This window comes from Pseudoduganella flava, from assembly GCF_007830495.1.
Taxonomy (GTDB): Bacteria; Pseudomonadota; Gammaproteobacteria; order Burkholderiales; family Burkholderiaceae_D; genus Rugamonas; species Rugamonas flava.
The window spans coordinates 383,514-396,205 of sequence record NZ_VLKW01000001.1; the positions used below are offsets into that span (position 1 = coordinate 383,514).

Here is a 12,692-nt window from a genome sequence, read left to right on the forward strand (position 1 = left end):
GTCCTGTCTAAACGAATCAGTGTAACAGCTCACCTCAACACGCAATGATACGATTTGAAACATTTCTTTGCCACACGATATGTAAGCGCGCTGCCTGAACGTCTTAAATCTGCGCCCGATCAAAGCCTGTTCATCTGCGAGACTAGCGATTTGCCAGCCATGCGATGATCCTTCCTGAAGCGGTCCAACACCGGTCCGGCCGGGAGGGGGAGGGATGCGTACCTTGTTCGTCGTCTCGGATCTGCACCTGGGCGGCCGGCCTCCCGCGCAAGCGGCGGGCGATGCGGCGCCCGATGCGCCCCCCTTCCGCATCAATCATGCACTCCCCCATCTTGCCCGCTTCATCCGCTGGGTGGAAACGCAGCCGGGCGACACGGAACTGGTGATCAACGGCGATTTCGTCGACTTCCTGGCCGAGGACGACGCCGGCCCGGCCCAGGCATGGACCGCACGCGAGGAAGACGCGATCGCCCGGCTCGACCAGATCGTCCACCGCACCAGCCACGTGTTCGACGCGCTGCGCTACTTCGTCCAGTCCGGCAAGCGCCTGACCCTGCTGCTCGGGAACCACGATCCGGAGCTGTCGCTGCCGGCCGTGCGGCACCATCTGTTCGGCCTGCTCGGGCGGGACGTGCGCTTCATCTACGACGGCGAAGCCTACCGGGTCGGGCGGGTGCTGATCGAACACGGCAACCGCTACGACCGCTGGAACATGCTGGACTTCGACGGCCTGCGGCAGGAGCGTTCGCTGCGCTCGCGCGGCATGCCGGTGCCGGAGGAGGCGCGCGCCGACCGGTTCTTCACGCCGCCGGCCGGCAGCCGCCTCGTCGTCGACGTGATGAACCACCTGAAGCAGCGCTACCGCTTCATCGACCTGTTGAAGCCGGAAACGGCCGCCGTGCTGCCGTTGCTGCTGGCGCTGGAACCGGACCTGTGGCCGACGCTGGACCGGCTGGTGCGCTCCCCCGGGCTGTTCGCCCAGTATGCGCGCGACGGCCTGGCCGCGCCCGGCACGCCGAAGCAGGCCAGGCACCTGGCGCAGCAACGCCGCGGCCAGACGCTGGTGGACGAACTGGAGCGGACGGTGGGCGCGGCGGCGGCGCGCCCGTTCATCGACGAGGCGGGCGCCGTGGCGCTGCTCGCGTCCGGCGATGTGCCGCTGGGGCAGCGGGCCGGGGCGGCGGGCGGCGAACGGCGTGGACCGGCCTGGGGCGCGATGGCACGCAGTGCGGCGGCGCTGCTGCGCATGCGCGTGGCCGCGTTGCCCGAACGGCGGCTGCACCAGCTGCATACGGCGCTGCGCGCGCTGGGCGAGCAGGACTGCTCGTTCGACCTGGAGCGCGAAAGCCCCACGTACCTCGATGCCGCGCGGGCGACGGCGGCCGGCGGCTTCGACGTCGTCGTGTACGGCCACACCCACCTGCCGAAGCAGATCAGGCTGGACAGTGCGCTGTACCTGAACACGGGAACCTGGTGCGACGTGATGCGCATGCCGCCGGAGATCGGCCTGCCGTACGAAGCCGCCGGGCCGGCGCTGCGCCGCTTCGTCGAGGCGCTGCGCACCAACGACTACCGCGCCTACGTGTGCCGCTACCTGACGTATGCCCGCATCGCCGTCGATCCGCAAGGCCACGCGCCGGTGACGGAGGCGGCGCTCCATTCCTACTGCGGGCCGGGCCGCGAGGCCAGTCCCCCGTTGACGCCGCTGGCGTCGGGAGACGGCGATGCATGAGCAGACAGCGAAGATCTACCACGTCGACGGGCGCGAGCATCTCGGCACGGCATGGCTGGTGGCCGAGGACTATGCGCTGACGGCCTGGCACTGCGTGGCGGGAACGGCCGGGGCGAACGGCGCGGCCGACCGGGTACGCTTTCGCCTCGTGTTCGACTCTGGCGCCACGGCGCTCGCCGTCGTGCACGAATACTGCCCGCGGATCGATGCGGCGCTGCTGTCCCTGCTCGACAACAAGGTGCCCACCAACGGCGCGCTGCTGTTCGGCACCGTGCCTGCCGAGGTGAGGCTGCAGGCCAGGCCCGCATCCTACGGTCGCTGGGACAGCTACGGCTATCCGAGCGGGCGTCCGCAGGGCATGGGGATCGGCGGCACGGTGCGGCTGGCGGAAATGGCGCACACCAGCGACATCCAGCTGACGTGCGATGAGGGCGGCTTCGACCGCCTGGACGGCATGTCCGGCGCCTGGGTCCGGCATCAGGGCTACATCGTCGGGATCGTCCGCGCCGCGCCGGAAAGCTACCGCGAGAAGGTGATCCTGGCCACGTCGATGCGTGCCATCCAGCAGGCGCTGCCGACGGTCGGCAGGATCGTCGAGCGCCAGTTCAACGATGCGGTCGAGACCGTTGCGCCGAATCTGCTGATGGCGCACTGCTCCCAGCAGGGCGGCCTCGTCAACCGGACGGATGCCGGCGAGCACAGCCGGCTGCTCGGCCGCAAGCTGGCGTTGCTGGAGCTGAACGACCTGATGGCGGCGGGCACCCAGGTGTTGACGCTGACGGGGCCGGCCGGCGCCGGCAAGACCCGGCTGGCGCTGGCGTTGGGCGAGGTGGCGGGCGCGCCGTGGGGGACCGCGTACTACACCGATCTCGGCGCCGGGCTGGAAGCGCCCGATGCGCTGGCGGAAGTGGCGGCCGTGCTGGGCCTGCGCGAGGCGCACGGGCAGATGCTGGAGGAAAGCACCGCGGTCGAGATCGGCGAGCGGGCCGTGCTGCTGATCATCCGCGGTGCCGCGCAACTAGCGCTTGCACGCGATGCGTTCGAACGGCTGCAGCGGGCCTGCCCCAAGCTGCGCATCGTGGCCACCGGCGAACAGCCGCTGGGGTGGCCCGGCGAGCGCGTGTATGCGGTGCCGCCGCTTGCCGTGCCGCCCAGCGCGGCCACGCTCGACGAACTGGCGCGCTCGCCCGTGCTGCGGCTGTTCGAGGACCGCGTCCGCATGGTTCAGCCGAAGTTCCGTCTCGACGCCGCGAATGCGCGCACCGCGGCGCAGCTGTGCGCGCGGCTGGACGGCCTGCCGCTGGCGATCGAACTGGTGGCGGGGCTGGCCGCCGAGCTGCTGGGGCCGGCCCCCGACGACGAGCAGCTGTGGGACGTGCAAGCCGCGCTGCGCAAGCTGGGCGCGCTGCCGCCGGAACAGCGGCTGGACGCGGTCATCGCGCTGGCGGCCGCCCATCTCGACCGCGACACGCGCTTGCTGCTGTGCCGGCTCGCGGCATTCGTCGGCACCTTCACGCTGGAAGCGGCGGAAGCGATCGCCGGCGACAAGTGCGGCCCGCCGTGCGACGTGGCGGCGAAGGTGCAGGCGCTGGCGAACCGGTACCTGATCACCTGCGTGCAGCGCGGCCAGGGCAGGGCGGGCTACCGGCTGCAGTCGGCCGTGCGCGGTCATGGGCGGCGCTGCCTGGTCGAGACGGAGCAACTGGCTTCCGTGCAGCGCGAACATGCGCGCTACTACGCCCAGCTGGCCGGCAAGACGGACCGGCGCCAGATGCTGCTCTCCAGCCATGAGCTGCGCGAATGGCTCGAACTGCTCGAGCTGGAACACGACAACCTGCGGGCCGCGGTGGCGTGGCCGGGCAGCACCGATCCGGCGATCGGCGAGCCGGGCGTGCACATCGTCGGCAACCTGTTCTGGTTCTGGAACCTGCGCGGTTCGCTGGCCGAGGGGCGCCAGTGGGTCGACGAGATGCTGCGCGCGGAGCCCGCCGACAAGGAAGCGCATGCGCTGGCGCTGTACTGCCGCGGCGGGCTGGCGTTCCTGCAGGGCGATTATCCGGCCGCCCGCGCCGACCTGGAGCGCAGCGCCCACCTGTGGAAGGTGCTGGACAACGAAAGGCGGCTCGGCTTCACGCTCGTGATCCTCGGCATGGTGGCGCTGCACCAGAACCGCATCGAGGAAGCGATGCGCCATGAGCTGGCCAGCATCGCGTTGTTCAACGCGACCGATGAACGAGCCGGGCTCGCGCTGGCCCAGAACGATCTCGCCAACGTGCTGCTGGAGCGGCGCGATTTCGACGAGGCCGACGCGCTGTACCGCAAGAGCCTCGACCTGTGGCAGCAGCTGGGCAACCGCTGGGGCATGGGGCTGACGACGGCGAACCGGGGCCACCTGGCGTGCCTGCGCGGGCGCCACGACGATGCGGGCATGTGGCTGCTCGATGCGATGCAGCTGCAGAAGGGCGGCCGCTACCAGTGGGGCTTTGCGCAGTCGATCAAGTTCCTGGCCTTCGTGATGCTGGCACAGGGCAATCTGTGCACGGCGGCGAGCCTGTTCTACGACAGTCTCGTGCTGCACAATCGCCTGGGCCGCCGCCAGCTGGTGGCCGACTGCCTGGATGGCCTGGCCGAGGTGGCGATGAAGCTCGACGAGCCGCTGCCGGCGGCGCACCTGTTCGGCGCGGCGGACACGATCCGCGCGCAATGCGGCGTGTTCCTGCCGCGGCCATGGAAGGATACGCGGGAGGCGCGCCTTGCCACGCTGCGCACCGGCGCCCTTGTGCAGCATGCGCCGGAAGCGTTCGAGCACGCGCTGCAACTGGGGCAGCGGATGGACCTGGCCACGGCGGTGCGTACCGCCGCGGCGTATGCGCTGCGCGTCAGCGGGGCCGGGTGAGCAGGTCGCGGTGCAGGGCCGCGATCTGCGCGGGATCGACCTTGGGCTGCCGGTCGAACGTCAGCAAGCCGTTCTTCTCGTGCTCGACGTCCGTCAGCTGCGTGTAGCAGGCGCCGGCCAGGAACGGCATACGTGCCAGCGCGTCCATCAGGTCGCGGTAGCGCGCCAGCAGCTCGTCGCCGGAACGCACGCTGCCGTAATAGTCGAACAGGCGGTCGCGCGGCGCGTCAAGCCCTTCCGGCTCGCTGAGGAAGCCCCCCACTTCGGACAGCACGATGGGCTGCCCGCGCCACTGCCCGCCGGGCAGGAACAGCGGCTTGTCCTTGTACCAGCCCTTCAGCGGCGGCTGGCCGGTGGCGATGGTGTCCGCATAGCGCGCCAGCAGCTTCTCGCCCGGCTGAGTGTAGTCGTGGATCGAGCAGACGTCCGTCAGGTTGGTGTGCTCCCAGCCGTCGTTGTCGACGACGAGCCGGGTGGGATCGAGCTGCCGCGTGCGCAGGACGAGCTTTTCGATGAAGGCCTGCTGGCCCGGGTGCCGGTGCAGGGCCTGGAAGCCGAAGCTCTCCACCAGCGGCACCCAGGCCACGATGCTGGGGTGGCCGGCATCGCGCACGATCGCGCGCTCCCATTCGGCCAGCAAGGCTTCCTCGGCATCGAGCGACCAGCTGCGCGCGTTCGGCATTTCTTCCCACACGAGCAGGCCAAGCCTGTCGCACCAGTACAGCCAGCGCTCGTCCTCGATCTTCTGGTGCTTGCGCACGGCATTGAAGCCGAGCCGCTTGATCCATTCGACGTCGTCCTTCAGCGCCTGCTGCGACGGCGCGGCGATGTTGGTGTCGGGCCAGTAGCCCTGGTCCAGCACCATCAGCATGAACGTGCGCTGGCCGTTCAGGTGGAACTGGCCGTCCTTGGCTTCGTAGCGGCGCAGGCCGCAGTACGACGATACCTCGTCGAGCAACCGGCCTTCGTCCAGCAGGCGCACGCGCAGGTCGTACAGGTAGGGATCGTCGGGCGACCACGGGCGCGCCGCATCGATCCGCGCATCCAGTGTGATGACGGCCTGCTGCGTCTCGACCTGCGCGAAGCCGACCTTGATGCCGGCATCGTCCAGCACGTCCAGCTCCACCGTCCAGCCGGAGGAAGGCGCATGCAGCCGCACCTCGACGGACAGGCGGCCGTCGGGCGACGTCACCGGCATGCGCAGCGCGTCGATGCGCAGCGCCGGCACGGGTTCCAGCCAGACGCTTTGCCAGATGCCCGTCGTGCACCAGTAATAGATGCGCACCGGCGTGCCCGATGACGACTGCTTGCCGCGCGGCTGGCATGGGTCCTGGCGGTCCTCGACGCGCAGCGTGATGCGGTTGCCGGCTTCCTTCAGGAACGGCGCGATGTTGAAGGAGAACGACACGTGGCCGCCGCGATTGCGCCCGGCCAGGCGGCCGTTGATCCACACTTCGGTGCTGTAGTCGACGGCGCCGAAATGCAGCAGCAGCTCGCCGTCGCGCCAGCCGTCCGGCACGTCGAAGCTCCTGGCATACCAGACGATTTCATGTACGTCCTTCGTGCCGATGCCGGAGCGCTCGCTCTGGTACGGGAACGGCACCTCGATCGTTTGCGGCAGCGCGCGGCCATCGTGCCAGCCTTCCGTGCGGCCGGCGTCGGCGTCGTCGAACGCGAATTCCCAGGTACCGTCGAGGCTCGACCAGCGGGGACGGGTCAGCTGGGGGCGGGGGTGGAGGGTGTCGGGAGTGTCCATCGCGGCATGGTAGCGCGATTGAAAAAAATCGGCCGCGTGCGCGCATGCGTTGCGGGGGATACGCCACAGGTGAGGATGGTCAAGTTTCTGGGCAGAAGCGGAGGGTAGAGTTGCAGAGCTTCGCAGTCTCTGTCACATTTTATAAACCCAACCAGCTTAGGTTCTGCTAAAATGCCTACCGTATGGACTGTTTTTGGAATGCGTGTCGTCATTTACCCGAACGACCACCGGCCGGCCCACGTACACGTCATCGGTCCCGGCTGTGAGGCGGTATTCGACCTGCACTGCCCGGAAGGGCCGCCTGAACTGCGGGAAACCACGACTTCACGCGAAAGGAACTGGGCAGGATCGCCGATGCGCTGGCCGATCCCATCAGGGCCCTGTGCGCACAGTGGAGAGTGATCCATGGATATTACTGATACCGCGTTCGACGCGGCCAACCGCCGCGGTGCGGAAACCAAGGTGGCCTTCCCGCCGGCGGTAGCGGTGCGCTACGACCGCCGCATTTCGCGCGTCGTCATTGCGCTGGCATCCGGCCTGGAAATCGCGTTCTCGCCCCGCGACGTGCAGGGCCTGGAGCAGGCACAGCCGGCCGATCTGGCCGATGCGCGCATCAGCCCGTCCGGCCTCGGCGTGCATTTCCCCAAGCTCGACGCCGACATCTACATTCCCGCGCTGCTCGAAGGTTTTCTGGGCTCCAAACGGTGGATGGCTTCCCAGATGGGCCGGGAGGGCGGCAAGGCCACCACGGACGCGAAAGCGGCCGCCGCGCGGGCCAACGGCAAGCTGGGCGGCCGGCCGAAGAAACTGAAGGCGCCCGAGGACGCCTGACCGCAGCAATCAGGCAGGCGCCATTGCTAGGCGCCCCTGGCACCGCCCTGAGTTACCCCCGCCGCGCCAGCACGTCGAGGTAGGCGCACAACATGTCCGCCATCGCGTCGGCATAGGCCACGATCTCCGCCTCCGTGCGGGGACGTTCCGAAAAGCGGCTGCCCACCGCGTTCAAGGTTGTCTTGATCAGGTCCGCAGCGAGCTCGAGCTCGGCGTCGCTCGCCTGCGGCAGCGCTTCGCGCATGAAGTCCGCCACGATCCGTTCGCTCCCTGCCTTGACAGCGTGTGCTTCCGGCGCATCCCGGTACAGCGGCGCCGCGTCGTGCAACGCGATGCGCATCGCGGCTTCCTCGCATTCGGAACGCAAGAACGCGTGCACGAGCCGGCGCAGCCGCTCGGGCGGTGGCGTGTCGCGGTCGACGAGGATCTCCGTCAGCATCGCCGCCGTCTGTTGCCACTCGTCGCTTTGCAGGCGGAACAGGATCGCCGCCTTGTTCGGGAAGTACTGGTACACGGAGCCGACGCTGACGCCGGCCCGCTCGGCCACCCGCGTCGTCGTGAAGCGTTGCGCCCCCTCGGCCGCCAAAACCTGAACAGCCGCTTCCAGGATGGCCGCAACGAGGTCGTTCGAACGGGCCTGTTTCGGTGCTTTGCGCGAGGCGATCTGCGGGCGGCGGCGTGCGGTCATCGGGGAGCTCCGGAATGCGAATAGAAAACCTGAAGGATCATTCGTATTATATCGGCTCCACTCCCACGAAAGGAAACACATGACCACGTTGACTTCCAACCCGGTCGCGCCATTGCTGGAACGCCTGTTCGACGCGGCTGCCGCCACGTCGCCCTGGAACGCCCCGGCGGCGGCCGGCCTGTCCGCCGACGACGTGAACGCCCTGATGCACAGCAAGACGGGCTACCGCGAACTCTATGGCCACCTGAAGGACTTCGCGTTGCCCGTCTCGCGTGAGACCGGCACCTTGCTGTACATGCTGGCGCGCAGCATGCGGGCCGCGACCATCGTCGAATTCGGCACGTCGTTCGGCATCTCCACGCTGCACCTGGCGGCCGCGCTGCGCGACAACGGCGGCGGGCGCCTGATCACGACGGAGTTCGAGCCCACCAAGGCGGTGCAGGCCCAGGCCAACCTGGCGGCGGGCGGCCTGGCGGACCTCGTCGAACTCCGCATCGGTGACGCGCTGCAGACGCTGGCCACGGACCTGCCGGACACGATCGACCTGCTGCTGCTCGATGGCGCGAAGGCGTTGTATCCCGAGATCCTCGCGCTCGTCGAAAGCCGCCTGCGGCCCGGCGCGCTGATCGTTGCCGACAATGCCGACTATTGCCCCGAGTACCTGGCGCGTGTTCGTTTGCGCGATGGCGGCTACCTGTCGCTGCCGTTCGACGACGACGTCGAAGTGTCGCTGCGCCTCGCCTGATCCCCAGCAGCATCCCGCGCCAGCCGCGCTGGCCGTAAGCGTTCACGTCAACCAACGCACTGACCATCCCCGGCGATGGTGGTGCGCATTGGTTCGTCCGCATGCTTGCACCGCGTCCCGGGACTCACTGGAGTATCCCATGACATCCTCGACGACCTCCGACCGCGCCCACATGCACCTGGTGCTGCTGGCCGCTGTCCTGTTCCTTTCCTATCTTTGCGTCGGCATGGCGCTGCCGGTCGTGCCGGTGTTCGTGACCGGCCGGCTCGGCTTCGGCAATGCGTGGGCCGGCCTCGGCGCCGGCATCGCCTTCTTCGCGACGATCGTCAGCCGCGGCCACGCCGGCGCCGTGACGGACCTGCGCGGCGGCAGGCCCGCCGTGGCGCGGGGGCTGGCGTACTACGTGGCCGGCGCGCTGACGTCGATGTGCGCCGCGCTGCCGCTGTCCTCGCCCGCCGTCGCGCTGGCGATCCTGCTGTGCGGCCGCCTGCTTGCCGGCCTGGGTGAGAGCCTCGTCACCGTGGGCGTGGTCGGCTGGGGCATCGGCCTGGCCGGTCCGCAGCGTTCCGGCCAGGTGCTGGCGCTGATCGGCGCCGCGATCTACGGCGCGCTGGCCGTGGGCGGTCCGGTGGGCCTCGCGCTGCTCGATCGCCATGGCTTTGCCGCGGCGATGGGCGCGGGCGCGCTGCTTCCTTGCCTGGCACTGCTGGCATTGCGCGCCGTGCCGCACGTGGCACCGCAGGCCGGTGCGGTGCGTCCGTCGTTTTTCAGCGTCGTGGGCCGCATCTGGGGCCATGGCGCCGTCGTCTGCCTGCAAGGCATCGGTTTCGCGGCGATCGGCGCGTTCTTCGCGCTGCATTGCATGGACCGGCACTGGAGCCATGCGGGCCTGGGGTTGACGGCGTTCGGCGGCGGCTTCGTGCTGATGCGCGTGCTCGGCGGCCAGTTGCCGGACCGCTTCGGCGGGCTGCCCGTCGCGATGGCATCGCTGGCCACCGAAGCACTCGGCCAGTGGCTGATCTGGAGCGCGGCAACGCCCGGCGCGGCATTGGCCGGCGCCTTCCTGACGGGCCTGGGCTGCTCGCTGGTGTTTCCCGCGATGGGGCGCGAAGTCGTGCGCCTCGTTGCGCCGTACCTGCGCGGCACGGCGCTCGGCGCGTTCGCCGCGTTCCAGGACATCGCGTATGCCTTCACCGGGCCGCTGGCCGGGCTGGTGGCCGACCGCGCCGGTTACGGCGGCGTGTTCGCGATCGGTGCCGCGGCCGCGATGGCGGGCCTTGCACTGGCCTGTGCGCTGTGGCGCGTGCAGGCGGGCAGGGCGGCGGCAGCGGCGCGCTGAACGTCAGGCCCGGAAGTGAAGGCGGCCCGCCGCGCCGGAGCCGCCCTGGGCCGGCACGCTTGCCAGCAGTTGCTCGAACTCGTCCGGCGGCACGGGCCTGGAGAACAGGTAACCCTGGCCGTAATCGCAGCCGGCCGCGTCCAGGATGGCGTACTGGCCGGCCGTCTCGATACCTTCGGCAATGACCTTCAGGCCCAGCCGGTGCGCCATCACGATGATCGATTCGGCGATCGCCCGGCTGCCGGCATTGGTTTCGATGTCCCGCACGAAGGATTGGTCGATCTTCAGGTAATCGATATCGAATCTCTGCAGGTACGCCATCGACGAATAGCCGGTACCGAAATCGTCCAGCGCCACCTGGATGCCGGCGTCGCGGTACTGCAGCAGCGTCTCGGCGACGAGCGACGTGGCGTTCAGCAGCACGCTTTCGGTGATTTCAACGGAGATGCTGTTGCCGGGCAGGCCGAGCTTGTCGAGATAGGTCAGCCAGTCCGGGCTGTTCTGCTTCGACAGGAACTGCACGGGCGACCGGTTGACGCTGATCTGGAACGGCTGCCCGGTCTGCGCTCCCCAGCGCCGCGACCACGGCGCCGCCTGCATGAACACCCAGTCGCCGATGGCATTGATGAGCCCCGACTCCTCGGCCAGCGGAATGAATTCGGCCGGCGATACGGCGCCCAGCTTCGGATGGCGCCAGCGCAGCAGCGCTTCCGCCTTCGCGATGCGGTGCGAGCGCAGGTCGACGACGGGCTGGAAGTGCACGTACAACTGGCCGCGGCGCAGCGCCTTGCGCAGTTCGCGCCGCAGGTGCAGGCGCCGGTGCGCCTCTTCCTGCATGAACCGCGTGAAGTAGCGGAACTGGTTCCGTCCCGCGGCTTTCGCTGCATACATCGCCTGGTCCGCGTTGCGGATCAATTCTTCCGGATCGGCGCCGTCGGCCGGATACATCGTGATGCCGATGCTGGCCGAGATATGCGCCACCCCTTCCTTCAGGCGGAACGGCATGGCCACGCTGGCGATCAGTTTTTCGGCGATGTTTTCCACGTGCGCGTTGCCATGCAGGTCCGTCAGGATCACGGTGAATTCGTCGCCGCCCGGCCGCGTGACCGTATCGGACTCGCGCACGCAGGTCAGCAGGCGCTCGCCCGCCTGTTTCAGCAGCAGGTCGCCTGCATCGTGGCCAAGAAAATCGTTCACGTCCTTGAAGCGGTCCAGGTCGATGAACAGCAGCGCAAACTCGGTGCCGGTACGATGCGCCTTCTTGACTTCCTGGGCCAGGCGGTCGCGAAACAGCCGCCGGTTCGGCAGCCCCGTCAACGAATCGAAGCTGGCGTGGTACCAGATCAGTTCATCGGCCTCCTTCTTCTGCGAGATATCGGACATCGTGCCCGTCATGCGGGTGGGTTTGCCGGCCGGGTCGCGGCCCACCACCTCGGCCCGCCCGAGCACCCATTTGTAACTGCCGTCCTTGCAGCGCAGCCGGTATTCGCTGTAATACGGTTGCCCGTCGATGCTGGCGTGCAGTTCGGCCAGCGCCGTGTCGTGGTCATCCGGATGCAGGCGCTGTTCCCATTCGTCGAACCGGTTGGCGATGTCGTCTTCGGCATAGCCGAGGATTTCCTTCCAGCGCTTCGAGTAGGTGACTTCGTTGGTCTGGATGTTCCAGTCCCACACGCCGTCGCCGGTGCCTTCGATGGCCAGCTTCCAGCGCTCGTTGCTGATCGCCAGCGCTTCCTTCGCCAGCTTCTGTTCCGTCACGTCGTTACCCTGCACGAACACGCCGGACACGGAACCATCGGCCGCGAACAACGGCTGGAACACGAAGTCGATGTAGTGCTCCGTTATGGGCCCGCCGGGGACGGGCTGCACTTCCATATGCACTTCACGGCCGACGAACGGCTTGCCGGTCGCCATCACCTGGTCGAGCAGCACGAAATAGCCTTGCGCCTCCAGTTCCGGCATCGCCTCGCGCGCCGGCCTGCCGACCAGCTCGCGGTGGCCCACGAGCTGGTAGCCGGCTTCGTTGACGATCTCGTACACCGCATCGGGGCCTTGCACGATGTAGACGAAGCCCGGCGCCTGCTCGAAGATGCGGTGCAGCCTGGCGCGCTCCTCCGCCAGCCGGCGATGGCTTTCTTCCAGCAACTGCCCGCGCTTCAGGATATTGCCCTCGGTGAGCAGGCCGAAATCGCGGTGCGCGTCGGCCGGGGCGGCTTCCTTCTCGTGCGCGTACAGCTCGGTGACTTCGATCGGGTTGACGATGATGAGTTGGGTATGGCCTGCGTCGTCCAGTACCGGCGTGTACACGAGGCTCCAGTAGCGCTCGTCGGACACCGGGCCCGTGGGCGTCTGGCGGGACATGCAATAGCGCAGCGCCATGATCGTATCGGGCTTGCCTGTCTGGATGACCCGCTCGACGGACGCCCTGAGCGCCCGCTCGTTATCGACGTCCTTGGCGTCGGCCGGTAATACGCTGAACACGTCGCGGCCGATCATTTCCTCGCGCGTCTTGCCGACGGTTTTCAAATACGCGGCATTGACCTCGACGACGGTCAGGTCGGTCGACAGCACCAGGAACGGGTAGGGAGCGGCAGCCAGGACTGCCGCGGCGTCCATGTTGGTTTTCCGGGCGACATTGTTCATAAGCACCACGCTTCGTGAGGATGCTCGGGGTTGGCAAGGAACGATGGCTTGGAAGATATGCG

Annotated in this window: 9 protein-coding genes; 6 read left to right on the forward strand and 3 right to left on the reverse strand. The window is 68.4% G+C overall.

Going from position 1 to position 12,692, the window contains the following annotated elements; genetic code table 11:
* Positions 1 to 214: 214 nt before the first annotated feature.
* Positions 215 to 1,732, forward strand: a complete 1,518-nt coding sequence (locus IP92_RS01720; RefSeq protein WP_145872795.1) for a metallophosphoesterase — start codon at positions 215 to 217, stop codon at positions 1,730 to 1,732.
* On the forward strand, positions 1,725 to 4,628 hold the full coding sequence (locus IP92_RS01725) for a tetratricopeptide repeat protein (RefSeq protein WP_145872796.1): 2,904 nt from the start codon (positions 1,725 to 1,727) through the stop codon (positions 4,626 to 4,628). Before IP92_RS01720 ends, IP92_RS01725 begins: the two co-directional genes overlap by 8 nt.
* On the opposite strand, the gene IP92_RS01730 is transcribed toward IP92_RS01725, so the two are convergent.
* A complete protein-coding gene (locus tag IP92_RS01730; protein ID WP_145872797.1) occupies positions 4,612 to 6,384 on the reverse strand; it encodes a glycoside hydrolase family 2 protein in 1,773 nt (590 codons plus the stop codon). The two genes, IP92_RS01725 and IP92_RS01730, sit on opposite strands and share 17 nt — an antisense overlap.
* 198 nt (positions 6,385 to 6,582) lie before the next feature.
* On the opposite strand from IP92_RS01730, the gene IP92_RS30765 reads away from it, so the two are divergent.
* Together IP92_RS30765 and IP92_RS01740 are read left to right on the forward strand one after the other, a co-directional pair.
* A complete protein-coding gene (locus tag IP92_RS30765) occupies positions 6,583 to 6,786 on the forward strand; it encodes a DUF4160 domain-containing protein (protein WP_199271807.1) in 204 nt (67 codons plus the stop codon).
* Between the two features lie 3 nt (positions 6,787 to 6,789).
* Positions 6,790 to 7,215, forward strand: a complete 426-nt coding sequence (locus IP92_RS01740) for a DUF2442 domain-containing protein (RefSeq protein ID WP_145872798.1) — start codon at positions 6,790 to 6,792, stop codon at positions 7,213 to 7,215.
* Between the two features lie 52 nt (positions 7,216 to 7,267).
* Here the strand turns inward: IP92_RS01740 and IP92_RS01745 are convergent, their stop codons facing one another.
* On the reverse strand, positions 7,268 to 7,903 hold the full coding sequence (locus IP92_RS01745) for a TetR/AcrR family transcriptional regulator (RefSeq protein WP_145872799.1): 636 nt from the start codon (positions 7,901 to 7,903) through the stop codon (positions 7,268 to 7,270).
* Between the two features lie 79 nt (positions 7,904 to 7,982).
* Here IP92_RS01745 and IP92_RS01750 point away from each other — a divergent pair, with 79 nt between their 5' ends.
* Positions 7,983 to 8,648: an O-methyltransferase gene (locus tag IP92_RS01750; protein ID WP_145872800.1), complete on the forward strand. Its 666-nt coding sequence runs from the start codon at positions 7,983 to 7,985 to the stop codon at positions 8,646 to 8,648.
* A 139-nt stretch (positions 8,649 to 8,787) separates the two neighbouring features.
* Positions 8,788 to 9,987 carry an arabinose transporter gene (locus tag IP92_RS01755; protein WP_145872801.1) on the forward strand — a complete coding sequence of 400 codons (1,200 nt, stop codon included), beginning with the start codon at positions 8,788 to 8,790 and terminating at the stop codon, positions 9,985 to 9,987.
* A gap of 3 nt (positions 9,988 to 9,990) precedes the next feature.
* On the opposite strand, the gene IP92_RS01760 is transcribed toward IP92_RS01755, so the two are convergent.
* Positions 9,991 to 12,603 (reverse strand): EAL domain-containing protein, encoded by a 2,613-nt coding sequence (locus IP92_RS01760; RefSeq protein ID WP_158206801.1) that lies wholly within the window; start codon positions 12,601 to 12,603, stop codon positions 9,991 to 9,993.
* Positions 12,604 to 12,692 lie beyond the last annotated feature (89 nt).

Coding starts and splice junctions, on each gene's coding strand:
- IP92_RS30765 (WP_199271807.1), top strand. CDS start 6,583: ATGCGTGTCGTCATTTACCCGAACGACCACCGGCCGGCCCACGTACAC.
- IP92_RS01760 (WP_158206801.1), bottom strand. CDS start 12,603: ATGGACGCCGCGGCAGTCCTGGCTGCCGCTCCCTACCCGTTCCTGGTG.
- IP92_RS01745 (WP_145872799.1), bottom strand. CDS start 7,903: ATGACCGCACGCCGCCGCCCGCAGATCGCCTCGCGCAAAGCACCGAAA.
- IP92_RS01730 (WP_145872797.1), bottom strand. CDS start 6,384: ATGGACACTCCCGACACCCTCCACCCCCGCCCCCAGCTGACCCGTCCC.
- IP92_RS01725 (WP_145872796.1), top strand. CDS start 1,725: ATGCATGAGCAGACAGCGAAGATCTACCACGTCGACGGGCGCGAGCAT.
- IP92_RS01720 (WP_145872795.1), top strand. CDS start 215: ATGCGTACCTTGTTCGTCGTCTCGGATCTGCACCTGGGCGGCCGGCCT.
- IP92_RS01740 (WP_145872798.1), top strand. CDS start 6,790: ATGGATATTACTGATACCGCGTTCGACGCGGCCAACCGCCGCGGTGCG.
- IP92_RS01755 (WP_145872801.1), top strand. CDS start 8,788: ATGACATCCTCGACGACCTCCGACCGCGCCCACATGCACCTGGTGCTG.
- IP92_RS01750 (WP_145872800.1), top strand. CDS start 7,983: ATGACCACGTTGACTTCCAACCCGGTCGCGCCATTGCTGGAACGCCTG.